The 25,835-nt window shown below is 70.7% G+C and carries 36 protein-coding genes and 1 tRNA gene; 20 read left to right on the top strand and 17 right to left on the bottom strand.

What is annotated here, in order from left to right:
* The first annotated feature begins 2 nt into the window (after positions 1-2).
* The 3 genes from K3554_RS11695 to K3554_RS11685 all read left to right on the top strand — a co-directional run bounded on the left by K3554_RS11695 (position 3) and on the right by K3554_RS11685 (position 1,498).
* Entirely contained in the window at positions 3-353 is a 351-nt protein-coding gene (locus K3554_RS11695) for an RNA-binding S4 domain-containing protein (RefSeq protein WP_259945918.1), read from the top strand.
* A 29-nt stretch (positions 354-382) separates the two neighbouring features.
* Positions 383-718: a ferredoxin FdxA gene (gene fdxA / locus K3554_RS11690; RefSeq protein WP_259940441.1), complete on the top strand. Its 336-nt coding sequence runs from the start codon at positions 383-385 to the stop codon at positions 716-718.
* Positions 719-994: 276 nt separating this feature from the next.
* Entirely contained in the window at positions 995-1,498 is a 504-nt protein-coding gene (locus K3554_RS11685) for a CarD family transcriptional regulator (protein WP_259940439.1), read from the top strand.
* 57 nt (positions 1,499-1,555) lie between these two features.
* On the opposite strand, the gene K3554_RS11680 is transcribed toward K3554_RS11685, so the two are convergent.
* Complete coding sequence (locus tag K3554_RS11680) at positions 1,556-1,960, bottom strand: metallopeptidase family protein (RefSeq protein ID WP_259940438.1); 405 nt, start codon at positions 1,958-1,960, stop codon at positions 1,556-1,558.
* The gene (locus K3554_RS11675; protein WP_259940436.1) at positions 1,938-2,543 is read right to left on the bottom strand and encodes a VOC family protein; all 606 of its coding nucleotides are present in this window, start codon (positions 2,541-2,543) and stop codon (positions 1,938-1,940) included. Before K3554_RS11675 ends, K3554_RS11680 begins: the two co-directional genes overlap by 23 nt.
* Between K3554_RS11675 and K3554_RS11670 the strand changes: the two genes are divergently transcribed.
* Positions 2,542-3,111, top strand: coding sequence for a 5-formyltetrahydrofolate cyclo-ligase (locus K3554_RS11670; RefSeq protein ID WP_259940435.1), 570 nt, complete (start codon positions 2,542-2,544; stop codon positions 3,109-3,111). The two genes, K3554_RS11675 and K3554_RS11670, sit on opposite strands and share 2 nt — an antisense overlap.
* Before the next feature lie 23 nt (positions 3,112-3,134).
* Complete coding sequence (gene rpe / locus K3554_RS11665; RefSeq protein ID WP_259940433.1) at positions 3,135-3,818, top strand: ribulose-phosphate 3-epimerase; 684 nt, start codon at positions 3,135-3,137, stop codon at positions 3,816-3,818.
* On the opposite strand, the gene K3554_RS11660 is transcribed toward rpe, so the two are convergent.
* The 3 genes from K3554_RS11660 to K3554_RS11650 form a co-directional block, all read right to left on the bottom strand.
* Positions 3,815-4,138 carry a hypothetical protein gene (locus K3554_RS11660; RefSeq protein ID WP_259940431.1) on the bottom strand — a complete coding sequence of 108 codons (324 nt, stop codon included), beginning with the start codon at positions 4,136-4,138 and terminating at the stop codon, positions 3,815-3,817. The two genes, rpe and K3554_RS11660, sit on opposite strands and share 4 nt — an antisense overlap.
* Positions 4,139-4,237: 99 nt before the next feature.
* Positions 4,238-5,230 (bottom strand): Gfo/Idh/MocA family protein, encoded by a 993-nt coding sequence (locus K3554_RS11655; RefSeq protein ID WP_259940429.1) that lies wholly within the window; start codon positions 5,228-5,230, stop codon positions 4,238-4,240.
* Entirely contained in the window at positions 5,227-6,291 is a 1,065-nt protein-coding gene (locus tag K3554_RS11650; protein WP_259940428.1) for an isocitrate/isopropylmalate dehydrogenase family protein, read from the bottom strand. Before K3554_RS11650 ends, K3554_RS11655 begins: the two co-directional genes overlap by 4 nt.
* 47 nt (positions 6,292-6,338) lie before the next feature.
* Between K3554_RS11650 and K3554_RS11645 the strand changes: the two genes are divergently transcribed.
* The 7 genes from K3554_RS11645 (at position 6,339) to K3554_RS11615 (ending at position 12,116) form a co-directional block, all read left to right on the top strand.
* The gene (locus tag K3554_RS11645; RefSeq protein ID WP_259940425.1) at positions 6,339-6,626 is read left to right on the top strand and encodes a putative quinol monooxygenase; all 288 of its coding nucleotides are present in this window, start codon (positions 6,339-6,341) and stop codon (positions 6,624-6,626) included.
* Positions 6,623-7,435: an N-acyl homoserine lactonase family protein gene (locus K3554_RS11640; RefSeq protein WP_259940420.1), complete on the top strand. Its 813-nt coding sequence runs from the start codon at positions 6,623-6,625 to the stop codon at positions 7,433-7,435. Before K3554_RS11645 ends, K3554_RS11640 begins: the two co-directional genes overlap by 4 nt.
* 129 nt (positions 7,436-7,564) lie before the next feature.
* Positions 7,565-8,611 carry a TRAP transporter substrate-binding protein gene (locus K3554_RS11635; RefSeq protein ID WP_259940417.1) on the top strand — a complete coding sequence of 349 codons (1,047 nt, stop codon included), beginning with the start codon at positions 7,565-7,567 and terminating at the stop codon, positions 8,609-8,611.
* Between the two features lie 79 nt (positions 8,612-8,690).
* Positions 8,691-9,551 (top strand): TRAP transporter small permease subunit, encoded by an 861-nt coding sequence (locus K3554_RS11630; RefSeq protein ID WP_259940414.1) that lies wholly within the window; start codon positions 8,691-8,693, stop codon positions 9,549-9,551.
* The gene (locus K3554_RS11625) at positions 9,551-10,999 is read left to right on the top strand and encodes a TRAP transporter large permease subunit (protein WP_259940413.1); all 1,449 of its coding nucleotides are present in this window, start codon (positions 9,551-9,553) and stop codon (positions 10,997-10,999) included. The genes K3554_RS11630 and K3554_RS11625 overlap by 1 nt, the downstream gene beginning before the upstream one ends.
* Positions 11,000-11,068: 69 nt before the next feature.
* On the top strand, positions 11,069-11,527 hold the full coding sequence (locus tag K3554_RS11620) for a copper chaperone PCu(A)C (protein ID WP_259940411.1): 459 nt from the start codon (positions 11,069-11,071) through the stop codon (positions 11,525-11,527).
* A gap of 1 nt (position 11,528) precedes the next feature.
* On the top strand, positions 11,529-12,116 hold the full coding sequence (locus K3554_RS11615; protein WP_259940409.1) for an SCO family protein: 588 nt from the start codon (positions 11,529-11,531) through the stop codon (positions 12,114-12,116).
* Here the strand turns inward: K3554_RS11615 and K3554_RS11610 are convergent.
* The 4 genes from K3554_RS11610 to K3554_RS11595 form a co-directional block, all read right to left on the bottom strand.
* Positions 12,113-12,832: a DUF502 domain-containing protein gene (locus K3554_RS11610; protein ID WP_259940407.1), complete on the bottom strand. Its 720-nt coding sequence runs from the start codon at positions 12,830-12,832 to the stop codon at positions 12,113-12,115. The genes K3554_RS11615 and K3554_RS11610 overlap by 4 nt on opposite strands.
* 65 nt (positions 12,833-12,897) lie before the next feature.
* Positions 12,898-13,266, bottom strand: a complete 369-nt coding sequence (locus K3554_RS11605) for a VOC family protein (protein WP_259940406.1) — start codon at positions 13,264-13,266, stop codon at positions 12,898-12,900.
* A 20-nt stretch (positions 13,267-13,286) separates the two neighbouring features.
* Positions 13,287-14,153, bottom strand: coding sequence for a PfkB family carbohydrate kinase (locus K3554_RS11600; RefSeq protein WP_259940404.1), 867 nt, complete (start codon positions 14,151-14,153; stop codon positions 13,287-13,289).
* Positions 14,154-14,212: 59 nt separating this feature from the next.
* Complete coding sequence (locus tag K3554_RS11595) at positions 14,213-15,055, bottom strand: MoxR family ATPase (RefSeq protein WP_259940403.1); 843 nt, start codon at positions 15,053-15,055, stop codon at positions 14,213-14,215.
* Between the two features lie 190 nt (positions 15,056-15,245).
* On the opposite strand from K3554_RS11595, the gene dksA reads away from it, so the two are divergent.
* Positions 15,246-15,668, top strand: a complete 423-nt coding sequence (gene dksA / locus K3554_RS11590; RefSeq protein ID WP_259940401.1) for an RNA polymerase-binding protein DksA — start codon at positions 15,246-15,248, stop codon at positions 15,666-15,668.
* The gene (locus K3554_RS11585) at positions 15,665-16,801 is read left to right on the top strand and encodes an FAD-dependent monooxygenase (protein WP_259940399.1); all 1,137 of its coding nucleotides are present in this window, start codon (positions 15,665-15,667) and stop codon (positions 16,799-16,801) included. The genes dksA and K3554_RS11585 overlap by 4 nt, the downstream gene beginning before the upstream one ends.
* 42 nt (positions 16,802-16,843) lie before the next feature.
* Here K3554_RS11585 and K3554_RS11580 read toward each other — a convergent pair.
* Positions 16,844-16,918, bottom strand: a tRNA-Thr gene (locus K3554_RS11580).
* Between the two features lie 109 nt (positions 16,919-17,027).
* Between K3554_RS11580 and K3554_RS11575 the strand changes: the two genes are divergently transcribed.
* Together K3554_RS11575 and K3554_RS11570 are read left to right on the top strand one after the other, a co-directional pair.
* On the top strand, positions 17,028-17,213 hold the full coding sequence (locus tag K3554_RS11575) for a hypothetical protein (protein WP_259940397.1): 186 nt from the start codon (positions 17,028-17,030) through the stop codon (positions 17,211-17,213).
* Positions 17,210-17,674: a DUF2948 family protein gene (locus K3554_RS11570; RefSeq protein ID WP_259940396.1), complete on the top strand. Its 465-nt coding sequence runs from the start codon at positions 17,210-17,212 to the stop codon at positions 17,672-17,674. Before K3554_RS11575 ends, K3554_RS11570 begins: the two co-directional genes overlap by 4 nt.
* Before the next feature lie 314 nt (positions 17,675-17,988).
* Here the strand turns inward: K3554_RS11570 and K3554_RS11565 are convergent, their stop codons facing one another.
* The 6 genes from K3554_RS11565 to K3554_RS11540 all read right to left on the bottom strand — a co-directional run bounded on the left by K3554_RS11565 (position 17,989) and on the right by K3554_RS11540 (position 22,362).
* Positions 17,989-18,810 (bottom strand): metal ABC transporter permease, encoded by an 822-nt coding sequence (locus K3554_RS11565; protein ID WP_259940394.1) that lies wholly within the window; start codon positions 18,808-18,810, stop codon positions 17,989-17,991.
* A complete protein-coding gene (locus tag K3554_RS11560) occupies positions 18,810-19,637 on the bottom strand; it encodes a metal ABC transporter permease (protein ID WP_259940392.1) in 828 nt (275 codons plus the stop codon). The genes K3554_RS11565 and K3554_RS11560 overlap by 1 nt, the downstream gene beginning before the upstream one ends.
* Before the next feature lie 36 nt (positions 19,638-19,673).
* Positions 19,674-20,507, bottom strand: a complete 834-nt coding sequence (locus tag K3554_RS11555) for a manganese/iron ABC transporter ATP-binding protein (RefSeq protein ID WP_259940389.1) — start codon at positions 20,505-20,507, stop codon at positions 19,674-19,676.
* Positions 20,504-21,379 (bottom strand): metal ABC transporter substrate-binding protein, encoded by an 876-nt coding sequence (locus tag K3554_RS11550; RefSeq protein WP_259940386.1) that lies wholly within the window; start codon positions 21,377-21,379, stop codon positions 20,504-20,506. The genes K3554_RS11555 and K3554_RS11550 overlap by 4 nt, the downstream gene beginning before the upstream one ends.
* Before the next feature lie 112 nt (positions 21,380-21,491).
* On the bottom strand, positions 21,492-21,821 hold the full coding sequence (locus K3554_RS11545) for a multidrug efflux SMR transporter (RefSeq protein ID WP_259940383.1): 330 nt from the start codon (positions 21,819-21,821) through the stop codon (positions 21,492-21,494).
* A gap of 85 nt (positions 21,822-21,906) precedes the next feature.
* On the bottom strand, positions 21,907-22,362 hold the full coding sequence (locus K3554_RS11540) for an Rrf2 family transcriptional regulator (protein ID WP_259940380.1): 456 nt from the start codon (positions 22,360-22,362) through the stop codon (positions 21,907-21,909).
* 88 nt (positions 22,363-22,450) lie between these two features.
* Between K3554_RS11540 and K3554_RS11535 the strand changes: the two genes are divergently transcribed.
* From K3554_RS11535 to K3554_RS11525, 3 genes are all read left to right on the top strand, one after another.
* Positions 22,451-23,104 (top strand): alpha/beta hydrolase, encoded by a 654-nt coding sequence (locus K3554_RS11535; RefSeq protein ID WP_259940377.1) that lies wholly within the window; start codon positions 22,451-22,453, stop codon positions 23,102-23,104.
* A 3-nt stretch (positions 23,105-23,107) separates the two neighbouring features.
* Positions 23,108-23,344 carry a hypothetical protein gene (locus K3554_RS11530; protein ID WP_259940374.1) on the top strand — a complete coding sequence of 79 codons (237 nt, stop codon included), beginning with the start codon at positions 23,108-23,110 and terminating at the stop codon, positions 23,342-23,344.
* 110 nt (positions 23,345-23,454) lie between these two features.
* Positions 23,455-23,874 (top strand): hypothetical protein, encoded by a 420-nt coding sequence (locus tag K3554_RS11525; RefSeq protein WP_259940371.1) that lies wholly within the window; start codon positions 23,455-23,457, stop codon positions 23,872-23,874.
* Positions 23,875-23,894: 20 nt separating this feature from the next.
* Here K3554_RS11525 and K3554_RS11520 read toward each other — a convergent pair whose 3' ends face one another.
* Complete coding sequence (locus K3554_RS11520; RefSeq protein WP_259940370.1) at positions 23,895-24,389, bottom strand: VOC family protein; 495 nt, start codon at positions 24,387-24,389, stop codon at positions 23,895-23,897.
* 148 nt (positions 24,390-24,537) lie between these two features.
* Here K3554_RS11520 and K3554_RS11515 point away from each other — a divergent pair, with 148 nt between their 5' ends.
* Complete coding sequence (locus K3554_RS11515; protein ID WP_259940367.1) at positions 24,538-25,746, top strand: NADP-dependent isocitrate dehydrogenase; 1,209 nt, start codon at positions 24,538-24,540, stop codon at positions 25,744-25,746.
* Positions 25,747-25,835 lie beyond the last annotated feature (89 nt).

Genomic DNA, 25,835 nt, shown 5'->3' with positions numbered 1-25,835 from the left:
GGCTGCGCGTCGACAAGTGGCTGTGGCACGCGCGGTTCTTCAAGACGCGCTCCCTCGCCGCCCGCATGGTGGGCGAGGGCGGCGTGCGCGTGAACGGCGCGCGGATCGAGAAGAGCAGCCACGCCGTGGGACCGGGCGACACGCTGACGTTCTCGCAGGGCCGCCAGGTGCGCGTGGTGGAGGTGGCCGCGCTCGGCACCCGGCGCGGGCCGGCCGAGGAGGCGCAGGCGCTGTTCGTCGACCATTCGCCCGCGCCGGTGCCCCGCGCCGGACCGCGTCCCACGGGACGCGAGCGGCGGCGTCTCGACGCGGACCGCCAGCCCTCGCTTGAACCTCCCGGGGGGCGGGACTAGGTGGGCCGCGCACACGCGAGGAACGCCCCATGACCTACGTCGTCACCGACAACTGCATCGCCTGCAAGTACACCGACTGCGTCGAGGTCTGCCCCGTGGACTGCTTCTACGAGGGCGAGAACATGCTGGTGATCCACCCCGACGAGTGCATCGACTGCGGCGTGTGCGAGCCCGAGTGCCCCGCGGACGCGATCCGGCCCGACACCGAGCCGGACATGGAGAAGTGGGTGGAGTTCAACCGCAAGTACTCCGAGGCCTGGCCGGTCATCATCACCAAGAAGGATCCGCTGCCCGAGGCCGAGGCGATGGACGGCAAGGACGGCAAGATGGAGCTGTTCTCGGAGGCGCCCGGCGAGGGGGGATGAAACCTTTCCGGCCCGGCGATGGTTACGTCAGGTAACTTGCGAATTGGCGATATGTCAGCGGTGGTGACGCTTTCTCGAATCCCGTTTTTCTGATATGAATGACGGAATCCGGCCGTGGTCGGAGCAACACTCACGGGCCCCGGGAGCACTCACCCAAGGGGCCGATACAGACGGCGCGAGGAAACCGGCGCCCGCCGATCGGCGGGGCAGCGATGAGGTTTCGCCGCGCGGCCCGGACGGGCCCCTGCGACGCGCCGCGAAACCAAGAGGCCCCGAATGTCCAAGAAGTCCGAATTCCACCCCGACGACTACGTCGTGTATCCCGCCCACGGTGTCGGACAGATCGTCTCGATCGAGAAGCAGGAGGTGGCGGGCTTCGAGCTCGAGATGTTCGTGATTACCTTCGTGAAGGACAAGATGACCCTTCGGGTGCCGACGAACAAGGCGACCGACGTGGGCATGCGCTCGCTCTCCTCGCCCGACGTGGTGACGAAGGCCATGACGACGCTGCGGGGCAAGGCCAAGGTGAAGCGGGCCATGTGGTCGCGCCGGGCCCAGGAATACGAGGCGAAGATCAACTCGGGCGACCTGATCGCCATCGCCGAGGTGGTGCGCGACCTGCACCGCAACGACGAGCAGCGCGAGCAGAGCTATTCTGAGCGCCAGCTCTACGAGGCCGCGCTCGATCGCCTGACCCGCGAGCTTGCCGCCGTGAACGACATGGACGAGGCGCGCGCGCTCGCCGCCGTGGACGAGATCCTCTCGGCCCGCGCCGCCTGAACGTCGGCCACGCCGCTTGATCGGGCGCCCCTCGGGGCGCCCGATCACGTTTTTATGCTACTCCCACCAGCGGTCGATCTTCGCGATGTCGTCGTCGCTCCATCCGAAGTGGTGGGCGAACTCGTGCACCGTGACGTGGCTGACCAGCTCCGCCAGCGTGACGTCGCCGCGGTCGATCCACTCGTCGAGGATCGGACGGCGGAACAGCAGCACCGCCGAGGGCGGGTCGGGCCAGTCGGCGCTGCGTTCGGTGAGCGACACGCCCTCGTAGACGCCCGTCAGGTCGTAGGGGTCCTCGATGTCCAGCTCCTCCAGCACGTCCTCGGCGGGCCACTCGTGCACCTCCAGCCGAACCTCGCGCGCGAGCGCGGCGAAGGGGGCGGGAAACGCGGCGCGGGCCGATTCGGCGAGCGCGGCGATGCGCTCCGCCGAGGGCGCCCTAGAGAAGGTCGCGGGGGCCATCGGGCGTCGCGAAGCGGGCCGCGAGCGCGGCGGCGGGGCCGGGCTCGACCGTGATGCGGGGGTCGGAGACGAGGGCGCCCAGGCGCGTGCGCAAGGCGTCGGCCTCGGGGTGGCGCAGGATCAGCCGTTCGAGCCGCAGGCCCGACGAGGGCAGGGCGGGCGGCGCGGTGTCCCACTGCATCAGCGCGGGAAAGCAGCCCCCGAAAGGCAGGCGCCCGTCGTCCGGCACCGCCATGCGCCAGCGGAAGGGGCCGCGCTCCAGCGCGAGGATGCGCCCGGCGTCGGGGTTCGCGGCGACGACCAACTCCAGGTCCTCGCAGCGCAGCACCCAGTTCGAGAGCCGGGGCTGCCCTTCGAAGTCGTCGAGCGCGAACCAGCGCGCGCGGCCAGGCGGCGCGGCCTCGGGATCGGGCGCGATCGCCTCGACGTAAAGCCCGTCCTCGAGCCCGAGGAGACGGTTGTGCGTGCCCATGACAGCGTGGCGCCCGCCGGGCCCCGGGGGCAGGCCGAGCGAGGCGGCGAGGTGCACCGCCCCCTCTTCCGTCGTTGCGGCGGCGACGGCGATGTGATCGAGGGAAGGCATGGGCGAGGGGGCTAATCTGCACGAGGCGAAGGCGCAAGCGCGGGCTCACTGCGCGGCCGCGCGCGAAGGGGTCGGACCGCGACAGCGGGCGGCGGCGGCGGTGCGTCTCTACGCCATGCTGCGCGAGCTGCGCGGCCGTACCATCGCAGGCTACCTTCCCATCGGCTCCGAGGTCAGCCCGCTGCAGTGCATGCGCGTGCTTGCGCGCGACAACACCATCTGCGTGCCCGTGGTGACCGCGAAGGGCGCGCCGCTGCGGTTCCGCCAGTGGTGGCCCGGATGCCCCACCGAGACGGGAACCTTCGGCGTGCCGGTCCCCACCGAGGGCGGCTGGCGCGTGCCGCAGATCCTGATCGTGCCGCTGCTGGGCTTCGACGCGGGATGCAACCGGCTGGGCTACGGTGGCGGCTTCTACGACCGCACGCTGCCGGGCCTCGGCGACGCGCCGGCCTTCGGGCTCGCCGTGGAGGCACAGCGCATGGTGCAGGTCCCGCGCGAGGCGACCGACGTGCGGCTTACGGGCGTGATGACCGAGGCGGGGCTTTATCGGCAGGGCGCGGTGGAGTAGGGCGCCCCGAAAGGAGCCCCCCGATGTCCGACCGCCCCGTCAAGATCGCCCCCTCGATCCTCGCCGCCGACTTCGCCTGCTTCGGCGCCGAATGCCGGGCCGCCGAGGCGCAGGGCGCCGACTGGATCCACGTGGACGTGATGGACGGGCATTTCGTGCCGAACATCAGTTTCGGCCCCGCGGTGGCAAAGGCGCTGCGGCCGCACATTGGCGGGGTCATGGACGTGCACCTGATGATCGCGCCGGTCGATCCCTACATCGAGGCCTTCGCGGACGCGGGCGCGGACTACCTGTCGGCGCATGTCGAGGCCGGCCCCCACGTGCACCGTACGATGCAGGCGATCCGGGGCGCGGGCATGAAGGCCGGGGTCGCGCTGAACCCCGGCACGCCCGCGGAGGCGGTGCTGCCGCTGCTGGACGACGTGGACCTCGTGGTCGTGATGACCGTGAACCCCGGCTTCGGCGGCCAGCGGTTCCTCCACGGGCAGCTCGGCAAGATCGCCGCGATCCGCGCCGCGATCGGTGACCGTCCGGTGCATTTGGAGGTGGATGGCGGGGTGGACCCCTCGACAGCGGGTGCGGTGGCCGCGGCCGGGGCGGACGTGCTAGTGGCCGGCTCGGCGGTGTTCGGCAAGGGCAGCGCCGACGCGCCCGAGGGCTACGGCGCGGCGATCCGCGCGATCCGCGAGGCAGCCGCGGGGCGCTAGAGTCGGCGGAACAGGTCGTCCTCGGAGCGCCACCAGCGCAGAAGCTGCGCGAGGGAGGGCGGTCCGCTCGCCTCGGCCAACTGGGCGATGTCCTCCCTCAGAAGCCCGGCCATGCGGCGCAGGGCGAGCGCTTCGCCGGTCGGTCCCCCCTCCTTCTCGAGCGTGTGGTCCACGGCCTCCGCGGCGCCGAGAAGCGCGGCCGCGAGATCCGCCGCGGGACGGTCCGGATCGCGTTCGGCGAGCGCGTGGATCGCCATCCGCATCTCCTCCGGGCGCGTCCGCATCACCTCGATCACGTCCGCCACAAGATCGTCACTCATTACCGCACCTCTCGCTGATCGGGGCATGGGTGGGGGACGGTTGTGAACAGCACGTGAACCGCGTGCGGCACCGGCGGGGAAATGTCGGAAAACCGGACGTTATACCGGCAATCGCGCCTTCGCGTCGTTCGAGGCGTAACAGGCCTCCAGCAAGGCGAGGTTGCGCAGGTAGCCTCGCGCGTCCGTCTCCAGCCGGGCGCCGTCCCGCAGGTGCGCGACGAGGTGCGACTGGAACGCGTGGACGCTGTCGCCCGCGAAGCCCGGCCATGCGCGAGGGGCGAGCAGCGTCTCCTCCTCGATCTCGCCGTGACGGCGCAGCGCGAGGCGGCCGTCGCCCGTGAGGTGGATCGTGGCCGCGTCGCCCTCGGCCATCGCCTCGCCGAAGGTGAGGCGGGGGTCGTCCGAGGCGTGGTCCACCAGCCGGTTGCCGTCGAGCACGCAGCGCAGACCGTTCCGGTGGTCGAGGATCACCAGACCTGCATCCTCGCCTCGGATCGCAGGGTTCAGACGGCGCAGGTCGGCGTAGACCCCGTCCGGCTCGCCGGCGAGGTAGCGGAAGGTGTCGAGGTAGTGGACGCCGGTCTCGTGCAGCAGGAAGCGCGGCATGGTGCGGAAGTAGGGCTGGCGCGCCCGGTAGGCGTCTGGTTCGCGCCCATCGCCCGGGCGCAGGCGCATGGTGATCTGCAAGGGGCGTCCGATGCGGCCCGCATCCAGCGCGGCGCGCAGGGCGCGGAACCAGGGCTGGAAGCGGAAGTTCTCGTGCACCGCGAGGGGGATGCTTGCCGCCTCGGCTTCGGCGGTAACGGCTGCGGCCTCCTCCAGCGAGGTACAGAACGGCTTTTGACAGATGACGAGGCGGGGGCGGGCCCGCAGGGCCTCGCGGATCGCCACCGCGTGGGTGTCGGGCGGCGTGGCGATGTCGACGACGTCGGGTGCCGTCTCCAGCAGGCCGGCGAGCGTCGGGTGGTTGGCGCCGCGCGCGGGGTCGGCATCGGCGGTCGCCGTTAGTGTCGCGCCCTCGATCCGCCCCCAGGCCTCGCGGTGGAACTGCGCGAAGTAGCCCAGCCCGAGGAGCCCGACGCGCAGGGTCACAGCCGCGCCATCACCGCGTCGGCGGCGGCCTCGGTCCCGAGCGGGCCGCCGAGGTCGCCCGTGGTCTCGCCGGCAGCGAGGCAGGCGTCCACGGCGGCCTCGATCCGCGCGGCGTCGGCGACGAGCGCGGCATCGCCATGGCGGCGGCCCAGCCAGTCCAGCATCATGCCCGCCGACAGGATCATGGCGAACGGGTTGGCGATGCCGCGCCCGGCGATGTCGGGGGCGGAGCCGTGGCAGGGCTGGAACACCGCATGGTCGTCGCCGATGTCGGCCGAGGGCGCCACGCCGAGCCCGCCCATCAGCCCCGCGCCGAGGTCGGACAGGATGTCGCCGAACATGTTCTCGGTGACCATCACGTCCCACTCCCAGGGCTTGGTGACCATCCAGAGGGCCATTGCGTCGACGTAGGCGTGATCGGCCCGCAGCGTAGGGTGCGCCACCGCCACCTCGTCGAAGATCGCGCGCCAGAAGGCGAAGGCGCGGAACACGTTGGCCTTGTCCACCGAGGTCACGCGGCCCGTCCCCCGCCCCGCGGCGCGCCGCTCCTCGCCCAGCGCGAAGGCGAAGCGGCAGACCTTCTCGGTGGTGGCGCGGGTGATGCGCAGCGTCTCCCCTGCCATGTCCGCCTCGACGCGGCCCGTCCCTTGCGTGTGGAACAGCCCCTCGGTCGACTCGCGCACGAGCACGAAGTCCACCCGCCGCCCCTCGGGCAGACGCAGGGGCGAGGGCATGCCGGGCACGATCCGCACGGGGCGCACGCCCGCGTAGAGGCCGAGCGCGATGCGGATGTCGATCTGCGGCGTCATCTCGGTGCCGTCGGCCCGGCGCACCGCCGGGTCGCCCAGCGCCGAGAGCAGGATCGCGTCCGCCTCGCGCGCCGTCTGCAGCGAGCGGTCCGGCAGGTCGGTGCCCTCGGCGAGATAGCTCGCCGCCCCCGCCGCGCAGGGCTCGAACCGGAAGTCGTGGCCGAGCCCGCGCAGGAGGCGGAGCGTCGGGGCAGTGATCTCGGGGCCGATCCCGTCGCCCTCGAACACCGCGATGCGATAGCGCTTGCCCATGCGTCCCCCCCGCGCGCACCCTGCACCGGGGCCACCGGGAGGGAAAGATGTTCGCCGTGACCGTCACGTTCGCCGTCGCCGAGGGAGGCATGCCGCGCTTTCTCCCACTGATGCGGGAGAACGCCCGGGCCTCGCGCGAGGAGCCGGGGTGCCTGCGCTTCGACGTGGCGACCGACCCGGAGCGTCCCGATACGGTGTTCCTGTGGGAGCTGTACCGCGACGAGGCCGCCTTCGACGCCCATCGCGGGACGGACCACTACGCGCGCTTCGCGGAGGTGGCCGCGCCGCTGGTGGCGTCGAAGCGGGTCGAGACATGGGCCGAGGTCGGCCCGTGACCTGGGAGGTCTTCGCCCTGCGCTACGGCGAGCGGGCGGGCCGCACCCGCGCCGACAGCTTCATCTTCGACGACGACCACGCCGCGCCCCACGACATCGACTACTTCCTGTGGCTCCTCCGGCGGGGCGAGGAGACGATCCTCGTGGACACCGGCTACGACGCCGCCGAAGCAGGCGCGCGGGGCCGCCCGATCCTGCGTGACCCGCGCGAGGCGCTGGCCCCCTTCGGCCTCGCTGCCGAGGACGTGCGGACGGTGATCTGCACGCACCTGCACTACGACCACGCCGGCGGGCTGCACCTGTTCCCGAACGCCGCGATCCACCTCCAGGTGACCGAGATGGCCTACGCCACCGGCCCCTGCATGTGCCACGACGCCCTGCGGATGCCGTTCACCGGCGACCACGTCTGCGAGGCGGTGCGTCGGCTCTTCGCGGGGCAGGTTCGGTTCCACGACGGCGACGCCGAGGTGGCCGAGGGCGTGACCGTGCACCGCATCGGCGGCCACTCGCGGGGACTGCAGGCGGTGCGGGTGCGCACCGAGGCGGGCTGGCTGGTGCTGGCGTCCGATGCGACGCACTTCTACGAGAACGTCGCCCTGCATAAGCCCTTCCCGATCGTGGTGGACGTGGCCGACATGCTGGCCGGCTTCGACACCCTGCGCCGCCTCGCATCGCGTCCGGAGCTGATCGTGCCGGGGCACGACCCGCTGGTCCGATCGTTGTTCCCTGCCCACGAGAACGCCCCCGAGACGTGGCAGCTGGACCGCGGGCCTCACAAGCCTTCGCCGTTCCCCTCCGGGGCGACATAAAGTTTCGTCAAGAATCGGCTTGGCAGGAACAGGGGTGAATCGGTAAGGAAACCTTACCAAGCGTGCCGGGAGAGCGCGCTGCGAGGCCTCCGGGCCAGCGATGACGACCAATCAGGGAGAACGAACCGCATGACACTCAAGGCAATCGCCCTCGGCTCCGCCGCCGCCCTCGTCGCCACCGGCGCGCAGGCACAGGAGATGTTCGAGATGACCTCGGCCTTCGGCAGGAACCTTCCCATCCTCGGAACCGCCGGCGTGGACTTCGTGAACAAGATCAACTCGATCTCCGAGGAGGTCGAGTTCGAGCAGTTCGATCCGGGCGAGCTCGTCCCGACCCTCGAGGCGCTGGATGCGGTGTCGAACGGCTCGGTCGACGCCGCCTACACCACCTCCGGCTACTGGCAGGGCAAGATCACCGCCGCCTCGCTGTTCGCGGCCGTGCCCTTCGGCCCCGAGGCCGGCGAGTTCCTGGGCTGGATGCTCTACGACGACGGCGCCGAGCTGTTCCAGCGCATGTACGACGAGAACGGCTACAACGTGCACGTCCTGCCCTGCGGGATCATCGCGCCCGAGACCTCGGGCTGGTTCAAGAACGAGATTAACTCGCTCGCGGACCTGGAAGGCCTGAACATGCGCTTCTTCGGCCTCGGCGCCGAAGTCATGCAGAAGCTGGGCGTGTCGACCTCGCTGCTCGCGGGCGGCGACATCTTCCCGGCCCTCGAGCGCGGCGCCATCGACGCGACCGAGTTCTCGATGCCCCGCATCGACGCGCGTCTGGGCTTCCACAACATCGCGAAGTTCAACTACTTCCCCGGCTGGCACCAGCCCGCCACGCTGTTCGAGCTGCTGGTCAACAAGGACCGCTGGGAGGAGCTGGACGAGCGCGCCCAGAAGCAGATCGAGGTCGCCTGCCTCGCCAACATCACCACCAACTTCGCCGAGGGTGAGGCCACCAACTTCACGGCCATGAAGGAGAACGTCGAGCAGAACGGCGTGACCATCAAGACGTGGTCGCCCGAGATCCTCGCCACCTTCGAGGAGACCTGGAACGAGGTCGCCATGGAGCTGGCCGAGGAGGACGCGTTCTTCAAGGAGGTCTGGGACGACCTCCAGGAGTACCGTGAGGGCTACAAGACCTGGGGCAACACGATCTACCTGCCGCGCCCGCGCGACTGATCCAAGCCCATAGCCGGGCGGCGCCGTGCCGCCCGGCCCACCCACGCGTGCGGCGCAGCGCTCCGCCGGAGGTTCCCCCATGTCACACGGCGCCCCCGAGGAGACCGTCCTCGCCGATCCCGCGCATCCCCAGACGCCGCTCGTCGCGATCTCCGACCCCGGCGAGGTCGGCCGGGCCGAGCACACGCGCGCCGACCGCTTCGTGATCCACGTCTCGAACGTCTTCGCCTGGCTGTTCCCGATCCTGATGATCGCGATCTGCTCGCAGGTCGTCCTGCGGGGCATGGGCAACAACCAGGCGTGGCTCGACGACGCGCAGTGGTGGCTCTACGGCGCCGCGGTGCTGGTGGGCGTGGCCTACGCGGTGACGACGAACTCCCACGTGCGCGTGGACATCTTCTACGACGGCTTCGCGCCCGCCAAGCAGCGGCGCACCGACATCTTCGGCCTCGCCTGGCTGTTCCTGCCCTTCATCATCATGTGCTGGGACGTGACGCTGGACTACGCCATCTCCTCGGTGATCGCGCGCGAGGGGTCGGACAGCCCCAACGGCCTGCACCGCCTCTACCTCCTCAAGGTCTTCATGAACCTCAGCTTCCTGCTGATCGCCTTCGCCACGTGGTCGGCCTACGTGCGGATGCTGTCGCGGCTCACCTGGCCGCACTGGTGGAAGCGCCTGCTCTTCGCGTTCCCCGCCGTGTGGTACGCGGTGCAGCTCGCCATCTGGTACGCCGCGCTCGGCATCGTCCTCGCCTTCGCCGACGCCGAGAACGCCCGCACCGCCGGCCGCCATCCGTTCTACGACGAGATCGAGCTGCTGCCGGGGCAGGAGGCCAAGTACACCGTGATCCTCGCCCTGTTCGTCACCCTCGCCATCATCGGCGTGGCCTACCTTCTGCGCGACAGGTCGCGCGACCATGACGCGGCGGAGACCGTCTGATGGGCATTCTTTCGGCCATCGGCCAGGTCCTCACCCTCAATGAGCTGGCCGTCGCGGCCATGTTCCTGGCCTTTATCTGGATGCTGTTCCGCGGCATCCCGGTCGCCTTCGCGCTGGTGGGCGTGAGCCTGATCTTCGCGCTGCTCGGAGAGATCTTCCTCGACCCCTACCGCCGCGCCTTCGACGACGTGATCGAGTTCGACCGCATCGGGCTGGAGTACCGCAAGTTCCTCGTGGTCTCGGGCCGCATTTTCGGCGGCATCGTCAAGAACCCGGTGCTCGTGGCGCTGCCGATGTTCATCTACATGGGCCTGATGCTGGACCAGTCCGGCGTGGCGCAGCGGATGATGCAGTCGATGCAGCGCCTGTTCGGCGGCCTGAAGGGCGGCCTGTCGCTGACGGTCCTGCTTATCGGCATCATCCTCGCCGCCTCCACCGGCGTGATCGGCGCCTCGGTCACGCTGCTGGGCGTCATGGCCCTGCCGCAGATGATGGACCAGAACTACTCGAAGCCCATCGCCACCGGCACGATCGCGAGCGCGGGTACGCTTGGCATCCTGATCCCGCCGTCGATCATGCTGGTCATCATGTCCGACCAGCTCGCGATCTCGCTGGGCGACCTGTTCATGGGGGCGCTGTTCCCCGGCCTGATCCTCGGCGCGCTCTACATCGTGTTCATCGTGCTTTACGGCCTCGTCTCGCCCGCCTCGATGCCCGCGCCCGCGCAGACCGATGCGGTGGGATGGGACGTGGTCAAGGACGTGGCGCTGGCCGTCGTGCCGCCGCTGTTCCTGATCCTGCTGGTCCTCGGCTCGATCTTCGCGGGCATCGCCACGCCGACCGAGGCGTCCGGCCTCGGCGCGTTCGGCGCCACGCTGCTGGCGATCCTGAACCGGCGGCTCACGTGGAAGGTGCTCAAGGAGGTGGGGCGGTCCACGCTGAACACCTCGGGCTACATCGTAGGCATCTTCCTCGCCGCCAACTTCTTCGCCTACGTGCTGCGCGCCTACGGCGGCGACGAGATCGTGGAGCACCACGTACTCGCGGCTTTCGACAACCCCTACGCCATCGTCGTGTTCATCCTCTTGATCGTGTTCCTTCTCGGCTTCCTGCTCGACTGGATCGAGATCACGATCATCATCATGCCCCTGATGCTGCCCATCATCAAAGGGCTGGAGCTGGCCGTGCCGGGCTTCGGGCAGGTGGCCGACCCGAGCGTCGTGTGGTTCGCGATACTGGTGGCCGTGACCCTGCAGACCTCGTTCCTGACTCCGCCCGTGGGCTTCGCGCTGTTCTACCTCAAGGGCGTGTGCCCGCCGGGGGTGACGCTGGCGCACATCTACCGCGGCGTGATCCCGTTCGTGATCCTGCAGCTGATCGGATTGGCCATCGTGTTCGTGTTCCCCGGGCTGGTCACCTGGCTGCCGTCGGTGGCCTACGGAAACTAGGTCGCAGGCGGCGGCCCTTGGCATCCGCTCCAGCGGATGCCACCTGCGGGGCGACATCCGGAGGTTCCTTTGATCCGTCTCGCCGCCGCCCTCGCACTCCTCGCCACGCCCGCCGCCGCGGACCTGCGGATCGACCACGCCATGCTGCGCGCCGCGCCCGCCGCGGTGGGCGGGGGCTACATGGTCATCCACAACGACGGCCCGGGGGACGACGTGCTGCTGGGGGCCGAGGCGGAGGTCGCCGAGGTCCAGCTTCATGCCATGACGATGGCGGACGGGGTGATGCGGATGGATGCGATCCCCGAGATCCCGTTGCCCGCCGGCGAGGCCGTGGCGCTCGCGCCCGGCGGCCTGCATTTGATGCTCGTGGGGCTGGAGGACGGCCTGCGCGAGGGCGATGTCCACGCCGTGACCTTGCACTTCCGCGACGCTGGCGAGCGGGTGGTGGAGATGCCGGTGCGCGTCTTCGCGGAGGTGCGGGCCGCCTTCGCAGACGTCATGGCCCCCATGCACGGCGAGGGGCACTGAGATGGCGTCCCGCGCCGTCACCCTTGCCGTGGGCGCCGCCGTCGCTGCGCTGGCGCTCGGCGCAGGCGTCGCGTTGCGGCAGGCGGTGGGGCCCACGGATCCGTCCTCCGTCGCCGGGGCGGAGCTGGGCGCCCCCTTCACGCTGGTGGACCACCGGGGCGCGCCGATCACCGAGGCCGCCTTTCAGGGCCAGCCTTCGCTCCTGTTCTTCGGCTTCACCCACTGCCCCGAGATCTGCCCGACCACGGTCTACGACATAGAGACGTGGCTCTCGGACCTCGGCGCCGACGACGTGCGGGCGTTCTTCGTCTCGGTCGACCCCGAGCGCGACACGCCCGAGGCGCTGGCCGACTACCTGGAGCCGCAGTCGGACCGCGTGACCGGCATCTCCGGCCCCCCGGAGGCGGTGTTCGACATGGCCCGAAGCTGGCGTGTCTACTGGAACCGGCGCCCTTTGGGCGAGGGCGACTACACGGTGGATCATTACACCGGCGTCTTCGTCCTCGACGACGAAGGGCGACTTGCCGACCTGATCGGCTACGGCGAGGACCCCGAGAGCGCGAAGCGCAAGATCGCGGGCGTCCTCTAGCGGCCCGGTTCCCCCCCGGCGGGAGGCTGCAGGTCGGGCAGGCTGGTCTGGCTCGACGGGTAGACGAGACCGGCTGAGATCACGAGCTTGGCCGCGTCCTCGACGCTCATGTCCAGCATCACCACGTCGTCCTCGGGCACGAACAGGAGGAAGCCCGAGGTGGGGTTCGGCGTGGTGGGCAGGAACACCGACAGCATCGGCTGTTGGGCGCGGGCGCGGATCTCGCCCTTCGCGGTGGTGGAAATGAAGCCGATCGCCCAGATGCCGCGGCGCGGATACTCGACGAGGCAGGCCTTCTCGAAGCTCTGCTGGTCCTGGGCGAGGATGGTCTCGGCGATCTGCTTGATGCCCGCGTAGATCGAGCGGACCACCGGCATCGTGGAGACGAGCTGCTCCGCCGAGCGCAGGATGGCGCGGCCGATGAAGCCCTTTGCCAAGGTCCCGACGAACACCGTGAACACGAGGAAGAACGCCACTCCGATGCCGCGGATGTCGACGTCCACGTCGAGGTTCTCGAGCAGCCAGATCTCGGGGTTGTAGCGCCGCGGCACGAAGGGCAGCACGAAGCCGTCGATCCACCCGATCACTGACCAGATCAGCCAGAAGGTCAGGCCGATCGGGGCGATCACGATCAGGCCCGTCAGGAAGTTGTTACGGATGCGCGCGAAGGGGCTCGTCCGCGGCGGGCGCGGAGGCGTGTCGTCACCAAGTTGCATGGGGGGCATCCGTCATGTCGCGCAGCACATACGTTCGCGAGGCACGGGCGACAACCCGCCGGGCCTCAGCCAGTCCACGCGCGGGCGGCGAGCACGACGCGCCAGCCGTCGGGATCGGCGTAGGTGCGGCCCGAGCGGTCCCAGTAGGGGTTCGACGCGGGGACGGGCACGTGGCCCGCCGCCTCCATGCGCGCGCAGGCGGCACGGTGCGCCTCCGGGTCGGGCAGGTAGAAGACGAGCAGGTTCTCCGGGCTCGGCGGCAGGGGCGGATGGTCCGGGTGGCGGGTGAACTCGAGGTGCCACGGGGCGCGCGGATGGCCGAGCACGGCGCCGTCGAAGCCGTCGTGATCGCGGAACTCGGCGAGCACCCGGAAGCCCAGCCCGTCGCGGTAGAACGGCACGAGCCGCGCGATGTCCGCTGTGGGGCGCGCCACCCGCAGGACCGGCGCGGCGGTCAGTAGGTGTCCCCCGACACGTAGGTCGCCGCCGCCTGCACCGCGCGCGACAGCGCCTCGGCGGCGCTGGCGCCTTCGGCTTCCGCGGCGACGTGGGCCGCCATGAAGGTATCGCCCGCGCCCGTCACGCGCGTGACCATCACCGCCGGCGGACGCTCCGACACCGTGCCGTCCGGCCCCGCGCAGGCGGCGAGGCGCGGGCCGTCGGTGACCACCGCGCGATGGAGGCCGCGGGCGCGCAAGGCCTCGGCGGCCTCGGCGGCATCGCCGGCCCCGCGGTGCAGCAGAAGCCCCGCCTCCTCGAGGTTCACGTAGAGCGTGGCCGACGGGTGCTCGAGGAACGGCAGGAGCCGCTCGGCCTTGCCGGGGCTGGCGGGCGCGACGCGCAGGTCGGCGGCGCGGAAGCGCGGGTCGGCGGCGATGCGGCCCAGCAGGTCCTCGGTCAGGTTGCCGTCGAGCGCGATCGGGCCGCGGAAGCCCAGCGCATCCAGGGGCGCGAGGATCTTGTCGCCCGCCCGCTCCAGGCTGTGCGCGTCGGCGACGGCGGCGATCAGGCCGTTGGCGCCCTCCACGGCCATGTAGACGTCCGTGGGCAGGTCCTCGGAGCGGTAGAGGGTGGAGGTCACGAGGCCCATCCGGTCCAGCGCCCCCACCAGGTCGTCGCCCGCGGGATCGCGGCCCACCACGGACAGGAGCGCGGGGCGCATCCCGTAGGCCCGCGCCGCCATGGCGATGTTGAGCGCCACGCCGCCGGGCAAGCGGCTGATGCGGCCCGGCACGTCCGAGCCGACCCGCATGTGCGCGTTGGAACGCCCGATCACGTCCCACAGGACCGAGCCGATGCAGAGCAGATCGGGTTCGCTCACGTCGTCCTCCTCGTCCTGCCGGGACTACCTTGGGGGTGCAGGGACGGCGCCCCCGCGGCTCAGCGTCCGCCGCCGCGGGCCATGAAGGCCAGCCGCTCGAACAGCGCCACGTCCTGCTCGTTCTTCAGCAGCGCGCCGTGGAGGTGCGGCAGGCCGTGCCGCGCGTCGGCGCGCAGATCCTCGGCCGTCAGGTCCTCGGCCAGGAGCAGCTTGAGCCAGTCCAGCACCTCGGAGGTGGAGGGCTTCTTCTTCACGCCCGCCTGCTCGCGGATCGCGTAGAAGCGCGTCAGCGCCTCGGCCAGCAGGTCCCGCTTGATGCCGGGATGGTGCACCTCGACGATCCGCTCCAGCGTCGGGCGGTCGGGAAAGCGGATGTAGTGGAAGAAGCAGCGGCGCAGGAAGGCGTCGGGCAGCTCCTTCTCGTTGTTGGAGGTGATGATGACCACGGGGCGGTGGCGCGCGCGCACGGTCTCGCCGGTCTCGTAGACATGGAACTCCATGCGATCGAGTTCCTGCAGGAGGTCGTTCGGGAACTCGATGTCGGCCTTGTCCACTTCGTCGATCAGCAGCACGACGCGCTCGCCCGCGTCGAAGGCCTGCCAGAGCTTGCCGCGGCGGATGTAGTTGCCGACGTCGGCGACCCGCTCGTCCCCCAGTTGACTGTCGCGCAGGCGCGACACCGCGTCGTACTCGTAGAGGCCCTGCTGCGCGCGGGTGGTGGACTTCACGCCCCACTCGATGAGGTCCATGCCGAGGCCGCTGGCCACTTGGCGCGCCAGCTCGGTCTTACCGGTGCCCGGCTCGCCCTTGACCAGCAAGGGCCGCTCGAGGGCGATCGCGGCGTTGACGGCGACTGCGAGGTCGTCGGTGGCGACATAGGCGTCGGTGCCTTCGAAGCGCATGATATCTCCGGGATCCGGGTGGGGAAGGGGCGGCGCGCGGCACCGTATCAGCCGCGCGCCGGGGCGCAACCGAGGGCGGCGCGGCGCGTGACAAGCCGCAACGTCTCGTGTAATCGCGCGGCAGTAAACCGTTGGCGGAACGCAGAAGCTGGAATCAACTGGCACCGTCGGCGGGCGAGGGAGCGCGACCATGAAAGTAGAGACATTCCTGCCGAACGACTACCAACCCGCGGAAGGCGAGCCGTTCATGAGCGAGCAGCAGCTCGAGTACTTCCGCCGGAAGCTCCTCGCGTGGAAGGCGGACCTTCTCGGCGACACGGCCCTGACCATCGAAGGACTCCAGGACGCGGCCCGCAACATCCCCGACGTGGCCGACCGCGCGTCCGAGGAGACCGACCGCGCGCTGGAGCTGCGCACCCGTGACCGCCAGCGCAAGCTGATCTCCAAGATCGACTCGGCCCTGCGCCGCATCGACGAGGGCGAGTACGGCTACTGCGAGGTGACCGGCGACCCGATCAGCCTCAAGCGTCTCGACGCCCGGCCGATCGCCACCATGAGCCTCGAGGCCCAGGAGCGTCACGAGCGCCGCGAGCGCGTCCACCGCGACGAGTGACGGACCGCAGATCCGCCGGCGCGGGGCAGGGCGACGCCGGAGGCGTCACCGTGCTCGGCGCCGGCATCGCTGGGCTGGCCTGCGCGCTTGCCCTGGCGCGGCAGGGCCGCCCGGTACGGGTGGTCGAGCAGGCGGCCCGACTCGCCGAGGTCGGCGCCGGCATCCAGATCGCCCCGAACGGCGCCCGCGTGCTCGACGCGCTCGGCGTCGACGTCCCCCACATCGCCTCCGAGGCGCTGCACCTCGTCGACGGTCCCTCGGGCCGCACGCTCCTGCGCGCGCCCCTTGGCCCCGGTTTCCGCCTCGTGCACCGCGCCGACCTCGTAGGCGCGCTGGCGGCGTCGGCCTCGGCGGCGGGCGTCCGGCTGGCGGCCGGGCGCCGGGTGCTGGCGATCCGTCCCGGCGCGCTGGTCACCGACCGCGGGCCGATCCCCGCCGCGGGGCGCATCGTCGGGGCCGACGGCGTCCACGGCGCCGCGCGCGCGCACGTCGCGCCGGAACACGCGCCGCGCTTCACGGGGCAGGTCGCGTGGCGCGCGTTGGTCCCTCTCGCCATGCCGTGGCCGCACGAGGCGCAGGTGCACGTGGGACGCGGCCGGCACATTGTGCTCTACCCCCTGCGCGACGGTCTGACGCTGAACGTCGTCGCCGTGGAGGAGCGCGCCGCGTGGGCCGCCGAAGGCTGGAGCCAGCGCGACGATCCCGCGAACCTCCGCCACGCGTTCCGCAGCTTCGCGGAGCCGGTGCGCGCGCTGCTCCAGCGGGTGGGCACGGTGTATCTTTGGGGGTTGATGGACCACGGCGCCACGGCGCGCTGGCACCGGGACGACGTCACGCTGATCGGAGACGCCGCGCACCCCACGCTGCCGTTCCTCGCGCAGGGGGCCAATCTCGCCTTGGAGGATGCCTGGACGCTGTCGCGTTCGCTCGACGACCCCGAAGGGTGGGAGCGGCGGCGGCGCCCGCGCGTCGAACGCGCGCTTGAGGCGGCCGCTGCGAACGCGCGCCGCTACCACCTCGCCGGTCCGCGCCGTCTCGCCGCCCACGCCGCTCTGCGCCTCGCGAACCGCACGGCGCCGGGGCTGCCGCTGCGCGGCTACCGCTGGCTCTACGACCACGACGCGACGCGCTAGGATCCGACGGATCTGCTCTGAACCATGATCGGCGGGGGGTGGTGGTGCTGCCGGAGAGATTCGAACTCTCGACCTCTCCCTTACCAAGGGAGTGCTCTACCCCTGAGCTACGGCAGCCACGGGCGCCGCGTAGCCCGTCGCGCGGGGGGGTGCAACCCCTTCGCTGGACGGGCGCGGGCCGAGTGCCTAGGTGTCGCGCGAACATTCAATCCGGTGGGGGAACGACGTGGCGCGCAAGGGCGGCGGCAAGGACGACGGCGACCGCGCGGCGCGGCTGAAGGCTGCGCTGAAGGCCAACATGGGACGGCGCAAGGCGCTGACCCGGGCCCGCGGCACCGTGCCGAACACCCATGGCCGCGCGCAGGGCGACACCGATCCGGACGGGACCGAACAGGAAGGCGACGAGCGATGACCGAGGACGCGCGATTCGAGGATGGGGCGGCCGACCGGCCCCTGCGGCTCTGGGCGGCGGATGCCGACGACCTGCGGGTGATCTCCGCGCTGTGTCAGGATGCGGTGCTGCCCGCCTCGGAGATGCGCTGGCTTGCGTCGGAGCGGCGCTTCGCGATGCTGGTGAACCGCTTCCGCTGGGAGGACCGCGCGGCGGAGCCGGAGCGGGTGCGCGCGCTGCTGGTGGCGAGCGACGTGCGCCGGGTGCGGGGACAGGGCGTGGTGCCCGGCGACGGCGACACGGTGTTGTCGCTGCTCGGGCTCGAGTGGGAGGCGGGCGAGGACGGCGCGGGCGCGCTAGTTCTCACCTTCGCCGGCGACGGGGTGGTGCGGGTCGAGGCCGACTGCCTGGACCTCCGGCTCCACGACGTCACGAAGCCCTACGTGGCCCCGTCTCGGCGTGCGCCGTCGCACGAGGCGTGAGCTTCAAACTACCGAGCCGCCGGGGCCCGGACGCCATCACTCAGATCGACGCCCAGTCGGTGAAGCGGACCGAGGGCCGCGGCTTGCGCTTGACGGGCGACTGCGGCGGGATCTGCGGGGTGGGCTTGGTGTGGGTCATTGGATCGCTCCGATGCGAGGTGCTCGCCCCTTAAACTCGCACGAAAGGAAGAGGTTCATTTGTTCGAATGTTGACCCAATCCGGGCGGACTGTGTCCCCGCGATGGCGCAGTGGCCGAATTGTCTCGAACGAGCCCTCTGATGCTGTATTTTTAGGCCTCGCAACTTGGCCTCCGTCAGGTCCGCGCGCGCCGGCGCAACGAGCGCCAGGCGAGCGCGACGAGGAAGGCCGCGGTCAGCACCACCACGATCGTCGCCGCAGGTGCCGAGTCGAGGGTGACCGACAGCCACAGCCCCGCGACGGTGCAGAGGAGCGCCGTGGCGACCGAGGCCAGCAGCATCGCCCCGAACGAGCGGGTCACGAGGAAGCCCACGGCGCCGGGCGTGATCAGCAGGGCGATCACGAGGATGATCCCCACGGCGCCAAGGGCGGCCACGACGGCGGCCGAGATCATCGCCAGAAGCGCGTTCGTCATCCAGCCCACGCGCAGGCCGACGGCGCGCGCCTGGATCAGGTCGAAGGCGTGGAGCAGGTAGTCGCGCCAGCGCAGTCCGATCACCAGCGACACGGAGGCGGCCACGGCGCCGGCAGTCCAGAGCTCGTGCGGCTCGACGCCGAGGAGGTTGCCGAACAGGATGTGCTCGAGGTGAATGTCGGACGGGGTCGCGGCGACCAGCACCAATCCGGCGGCGAACATGCCCGCGAAGACCACGCCCATCAGCGTGTCGCGCTTCACCCGGCTGTGGCGGTCGAGCCAGCCGGTCAGCAGGGCCGAGCCCATGCCCGCGGCGAAGGCGCCTGCGATCAGCGGCAGGCCGAGGATGTAGGCCAGCGCCACGCCGGGCAGCACGGCATGGGAGATGGCGTCGCCGATCAGGCTGTAGCCCTTGAGCACGAGGAACGGCGACAGGAGCGCGCAAGGAAGCGCGACCAGCAGCGCGGCGAGGGTGGCGTCGCGCAGGAACGGGAGCTGCCAGAGGAGCGCGAGCGTCTCCATCAGCGGCTCCGCGCCAGCAGGCCGTGGACCGGCGCGAACACGAAGGCGAGCGCGAAGACCAGCGTCTGCAGCACCACGATGACGCCGCCCGTGGCGCCGTCGACGAAGTAGCTCAGGTACGCACCCACGGCGCAGGTGATCGCGCCCATCGCCACGGCGATCACGATGAGGTGGCCGAAGCGGTCGGTCAGCAAGTAGGCGGTGGCGCCGGGCGTGACGACGAGGGCGACCACGAGGAACGCCCCCACGGTCTGCATCGCGGCCACGGTGGAGGCGGCGAGCAGGGTGAACAGCAGCGCGTCCCACAAGCGCGGGTTCAGCCCGATGGCGCGGGCGTGGCCGGGGTCGAAGGTCACGGCTAGGAAGTCCTTCCAGCGCCACGACAATATGGCCAGCGTGATGGCGGAGACGATCACCACCTGCAGGCGGTCGCCCGGCGTGATGGCGAGGATGTTGCCCAGCACGATGGTTTGCAAGTCCACCGACACGGGGGACAGCGAGGCCATGAAGAGGCCGACGCCGAAGAAGCCGGTGAAGATCACGCCGATCACGGTGTCGGCCTTGAGGCCGGACCGCTCGGTCAGGAGTAGCATGGCCGCGGCGGCCAGGCCGCCCGAGATGAAGGCACCGAGGGCGAAGGGCAGGCCGAGCATGTAGGCGCCGGCCACGCCGGGGACCACGGAGTGCGAAAGGGCGTCGCCGATCAGGCTCCAGCCGCGGAGCATCAGGAAGGCCGACAGGAACGCGCAGGTCGCGCCCACCAACGCGGACACCCAGACGGCGCTGCGCATATAGTCGTAGGCGAGGGGTTCCAGAAGCACGTTCAAGGTGTTGCGGACCGATCTTCAAGCCGCGCGGGTGCGTCACTCATCGCGGTCGCCGTAGATCACGAAGGGCCGCTCGTCGTCGGTCAGCACGGTGACGCGGCGGGCGTCGTCGTCGTCGTGGAGGTCGGCGCCGCCGAGGTCGTAGCGGCGCAGGACGCCGCCGAAGGCGCGCTTGAGGTTGGCGGCGGTGAACACTTCGTCGGTGGGGCCGGCGGCGAGCACGGTGCCCTTCACCAGCACCACGCGGTCGCAGAACTCGGGAACCGAGCCGAGGTTGTGAGTGGAGACGAGCATCACGCGACCTTCGTCGCGCATCTCCTTGAGAAGCTTGACGATCGCCTCCTCGGTCTTGACGTCGACGCCGGTGAAGGGCTCGTCGAGCAGGATCACCCGGCCCTCCTGTGCGAGCGCGCGGGCGAGGAAGACGCGCTTCTTCTGGCCGCCCGAGAGCTGGCCGATCTGGCGGCTCGCATAGTCCGTCATCGAGACGCGGGCGAGGGCGGCTGCGACGGCGCGGCGGTCGGCCTCGGAAGGGCGGCGCAGGAGGCCCATGCGGCCCTGGCGGCCCATCATCACCACGTCGCGGACGAGGACCGGAAAGCTCCAGTCCACCTCCTCAGCCTGGGGGACGTAGGCGACGAGGTTCTCCTTGAGCGCCTGTGCGACCGAGCGGCCGAGCATGGTGACGGAGCCCTCGCGCACCGGAAGGAAGCCCATCAACGCCTTGAAGAGCGTAGACTTTCCGGCGCCGTTCACGCCGACGAGGCCGGCGATGGTGCCGGTGGGCAGGGTGAAGGTGGCGTCGCGCAGCGCGGTGACGCCGCCGGGATAGGTGACCGTGAGGCCGCGGGCGTCGATGCCCTCGCTCATCGCGAGAGGCCCGCGAGGATGGTCTCGGAGGTGACGCGCAGGAGGTCGAGGTAGGTGGGCACGGGGCCATCCGCCTCGGACAGGGAGTCGACGTAGAGGACGCCCGCGTACTCGGCTTCGGTCTCGCGCGCGACCTGCATCGCGGCGTCCGGCGAGATGGTGGACTCGCTGAACACCGCCTTGATATCGTTCGATCTTACGGCGTCGATCACTGCGCGGACCTGCTGGGGGGTGCCCTGCACGTCGCTGTTGATGGGCCAGAGGAATAGCTCGCGCAGGCCGTAGTCTCGGGCGAGGTAGCTGAAGGCGCCCTCGGAGGTGACGAGCCAACGGTCCTCCTCGGGCAGGGCGCGGATGGCGTCGCGGAGGGGGCCGATGGTGGCGGCGATCTCGGCCTTGTAGGTCTCGGCGTTGGCACGGTAGGCCTCGGCGTTGTCGGGGTCGTGCTCGGCCAGCGCGGCGGCGATGTTGTCGACGTACACCAGCGCGTTGTCGAGACCCATCCAGGCGTGGGGGTTGGGGAGGCCGTCATAGGTGCCCCCCGTGATGGCGAGCGGCTCGATGCCTTCGGAAATAACGGCTTGGGGCACGTCCCGAAGGTTGCGGAAGAACTGCTCGAACCATAGCTCCAGGTTCAGGCCGTTCCACAGGACGAGGTCCGCGTCGCGCACGCCGAGGATGTCGCGGGGGGTGGGCTGGTAGCCGTGGACCTCGGCGCCGGGGCGGGTGATCGAGACAACCTCGGCGGCGTCGCCGGCGACGTTGCGGGCCATGTCGGCGATCACCGTGAAGGTGGTGGCGACCTTGAAGTCGGCCGCCGCGGCGGGCGTGGCGAGGCCGAGGGCGGCGGCGAGAATGACGGCGAGGCGCATGGATGCTCCGGTTGGGCTAGTTGCGAGCTAGTCGCAACTAGGGGCCTCGACAAGGGGGCGCCCCCCGTGCACCCCCCGTACACCCCCCGTGCATACCGAGAGGCGCCCCCGGTCAGTGCGAGGCGGTGCCCGAGAAGAGCTGCATGACCACGATCCCGGCCACGATCAGCGTCATCCCGGCGACCGCCCCGGCGTCGAGGCGCTGGCCGAAGGCGAACCAGCCGATGGCGGCGATGAACACGATGCCGAGGCCCGACCAGATCGCGTAGGCGATGCCCACGGGGATGACCCGGAGGGCGAGGGCGAGGAGGTAGAACGACGCGCCGTAGCCGACGACGACCAGGAGGGAAGGCCAGAGGCGGGTGAAGCCGTCGGAGGCCTTGAGCGCGGTGGTGCCGACGACTTCCGTGGCGATGGCGAGGACGAGCAGGAACCAGGGCATGGGCGGGACTCCGGAAGGCGCCCCCGGGTGGCAGGGATCGCGCCCCGGGTCCAGCGGGGCGCGGGCGGGGGGCGCCGTTGCGCGCTCAGTCCTCGTCCACCACCTCGAACAGCGAGGGCACCGCGGGGCAGGGCGTCAGGTCGTTGCCCACCACGTCCGAGAGGCGGGTCTGGTGCAGGAACACGTAGACGTGGGCCGAGAGCGACTCCCACAGGCGGTTGGTCATGGACTGCGCGCGGCTGCCCGACTGGGCGCCCGACATGGCGGCGCCCTTGTGCATGGCGCTGACGGTCTCGTCCACGGCGGCGAGGATGTCGGCGACCCGGATCTCGGAGGCGGGGCGGGCGAGGCGGTAGCCGCCGCCGGGGCCGCGCGCGCTCTCGACCAGGCCGGCGCGGCGGAGCTTGACGAAGAGCTGCTCGAGGTAGGGGAGCGAGACGTCCTGGCGGCGCGACACCTCGGCGAGGGGCACGCGGCCCTCGTGGGTGGCGAGGTCCACCAGGGCGACCATCGCGTAGCGTCCCTTGGTGCTGAGCTTCATGGCGCCCCCCATCGTTTCCCGGCCGCGCGTTGACGGGCCGCGGTGCCCCGGATACCTGTCCGCGCACGCGCGCAGCAAGGGGGCGACGATGCCAGAGGTGATCTTCCCGGGGCCCGAGGGCCGGCTCGAGGGGCGCTACCATCCCCAGAAGGTCAAGGACGCGCCGATCGCGATCATCCTGCACCCGCACCCGCAGTTCGGCGGGACCATGAACAACCGGGTCGTCTACAACCTTCACTACGCGTTCCAGGAGATCGGCTTCACGGTGCTGCGGTTCAACTTCCGCGGCGTGGGGCGCAGCCAGGGTGAGTACGACCAGGGCATCGGCGAGCTGTCGGACGCGGCCTCGGCGCTGGACTACCTGCAGTCCATGAACCCGAACTCGAAGCACTGCTGGGTGGCGGGCTTCAGCTTCGGGGCGTGGATCGGGATGCAGCTGCTGATGCGGCGCCCGGAGATCACCGGCTTCGTGTCGGTGTCGCCGCCCGCGGACCGCTACGACTTCAGCTTCCTCGCGCCGTGCCCGGCCTCGGGGCTGATGATCAACGGGCTGGCCGACCGCGTGGCGCCGCCCGCGGACACCCGCGCGCTGGTGTCGAAGCTGCACGAGCAGAAGGGCATCACCATCACCCACGAGGAGGTGGAGGGCGCGGGGCACTTCTTTGAGGACCCGCACATGGACCCGATGATCGAGAGCGTGAAGGGCTACGTGTCCCGCCGCCTCACCGAAACCTCGCGCTGACCCGTGTCGCGCCTCGCCGAGAAGCTTGCCGACCAGATCGCCGCCGAGGCGATCCGCCACGTGGAGCGGACCGGCGACGAGGACGTGATCTCGGTGCTGGCCCAGAGCATGGGCGACAGCTCGCAGACGCTGCAGGAGGCGTTCATCACCTCCGTGCGCGTGCAGCGCGCCGCGATCCGGGCGCAGCGCCTCCTGGCGCGGCGTGTGAAGGAGCACAGCGGCGGGGACGCGGCCGGCTAGGCGGCGGATGACGTTTCCGTGATCGTGGGGCGCGGCGGTGCAACTTCGCGCAGATCCTCCCGTGTCTGGGGGCGAGCAGGACGAACCTGCCGTTCAACAGGAGATTCTTCATGCGTACCCTTTCGCTCGCCCTCGCCGCCACCGCGCTGTCCGCCGGCGCGGCCTTCGCCGATGCCCACACCGCCATGACCCCGATGGTCGAGGCGATGGACCAGTCGGTGTCGAACGGCGTCGTGTCGGCCGACAAGATCGCCGCCACCGAGAACGGCTGGCTGGTGGTGCACCGCACCGACGCTGAGATGAAGCCCGGCCCGGTGGTCGGCTACGCGCCCCTGCGCGCGGGCGAGAACACCGACGTTGCCGCCATCCTGCAGGAGGACGTGGCCGCGGGCGACATGCTCATGCTGATGGTGCACACCGAGGCGATGGGCAACGAGACCGGCGTGTTCGAGTACACCCTTGGCGCCACCGAGGACGGCCCCTACAAGGTCGACGGCGAGCTGGTGATGACGGTCGTCACCGCCCAGTAGGCCCATGCGCCGGGCCGCCCTCAGGGGCGGCCCGCGTCGCGCACCAGAGCTGCCACGTCGAGAGGCGCGTTGCCCATCGCGAGCATCCCCCGCGCGTCCCGCGGCCAGTCGGCAGGCGGGCGGTCGCGGTAGAGCTCGATCCCGTTGCCATCGGGGTCGTCGAAGTAGACCGCCTCGCTGACGCCGTGGTCGGCGGCGCCGGTCAGTTCGATCCCCGCCTCCAGCACTCGGCGCACCGCCGCGCCCAGGGCGGCCCGGTCGGGGTAGAGGAAGGCCGCGTGGAAGAGGCCCGTGTGCCCGCGCGGCGGCGGCGTGCCCCCCAGCGAATCCCACGTGTTGAGCGCGACGTGGTGGTGGTAGCCGTCCCAGCCGAGGAACGCCGCGCCGGTGCCGAAGCGCTGCTGCTCCTCGAGCCCGAGGGCGTCGCGGTAGAAGGCGACCGCGCGATCCAGGTCCGAGACGCGCAGGTGGACGTGGCCGACGCGGGGGGCGGGGTGTGTGGGGTGCCGTTCCATGTCCGCGACCTGCGCCCGGCGGCGGCGCATCGCAATTCCGCACCGGCGCACGGGCGCGGTGCGCGCCTCGGTATGCCGCCGCATACCGCTGGCCCCCGCCGCCTGCCTGCGCTATGGGCGCCGCGAACCCATCCGGCGGAGGCCCAGCATGTCCAAGATCAAGGTAGAGAACCCGGTCGTCGAGCTCGACGGCGACGAGATGACCCGCATCATCTGGGACTTCATCAAGCAGAAGCTGATCCTGCCCTATCTCGACATCGACCTTCTCTACTACGACCTCGGCATCGAGGCGCGCGACGAGACCGACGACCAGATCACCGTCGATGCCGCCGAGAAGATCAAGGAGGTCGGCGTCGGCGTGAAGTGCGCCACGATCACCCCCGACGAGGCCCGCGTCGAGGAGTTCGGGCTCAAGCGCATGTACCGCTCGCCCAACGGCACCATCCGCAACATCCTGGGCGGCGTGATCTTCCGCGAGCCGATCATCTGCTCGAACGTGCCGCGCCTCGTGCCGGGCTGGACCCAGCCGATCATCGTCGGCCGCCACGCCTTCGGCGACCAGTATCGCGCCACCGACTTCCGTTTCCCGGGCAAGGGCAAGCTGACGATCAAGTTCGTGGGCGAGGACGGCGAGACCATCGAGCACGAGGTGTTCGACGCGCCGGGCGCCGGCGTCACCATGGCGATGTACAACCTGGACGACTCGATCCGCGACTTCGCGCGCGCCTCGCTGAACTACGGCCTGGCCCGGAACTACCCGGTCTACCTGTCCACCAAGAACACGATCCTGAAAGCCTACGACGGGCGCTTCAAGGACATCTTCCAGGAAATCTTCGAGGCCGAGTTCAAGGCCGAGTTCGACAAGCGCGGCCTGACCTACGAGCACCGCCTGATCGACGACATGGTGGCCGCCGCGATGAAGTGGTCGGGCGGCTACGTCTGGGCCTGCAAGAACTACGACGGCGACGTGCAGTCCGACACCGTGGCGCAGGGCTTCGGCTCGCTGGGCCTGATGACCTCGCAGCTGATGACGCCGGACGGCAAGATCGTCGAGGCCGAGGCCGCCCACGGCACGGTGACGCGCCACTACCGCCAGCATCAGGCGGGCAAGGAGACGTCGACCAACTCGATCGCCTCGATCTTCGCCTGGACCGGGGGCCTCAAGCACCGCGCCAAGCTGGACGGCAACGAGCGGCTGAAGACCTTCGCGGAGACGCTGGAGAAGGTGATCGTGGACACCGTGGAGTCGGGGCACATGACCAAGGACCTCGCGCTCCTCGTGGGGCCGGACCAGAAGTGGCTGACCACGATGGGCTTCCTGGAGAAGATCGACGAGAACCTGCAGGCGGCGCTCTAGGGCGAGCGGGGAGGGGGCTTTGCCCCCATCGCCTCCGGCGATTCCCCCAAGGTACTTTTGAATCGAAGATTTGGGGCGGGGCTGGATGG

The organism is Jannaschia sp. W003, from assembly GCF_025144335.1.
In the GTDB taxonomy this organism is placed as follows: domain Bacteria; phylum Pseudomonadota; class Alphaproteobacteria; order Rhodobacterales; family Rhodobacteraceae; genus Jannaschia.
This window is presented reverse-complemented; position numbering and strand designations above follow the sequence as displayed.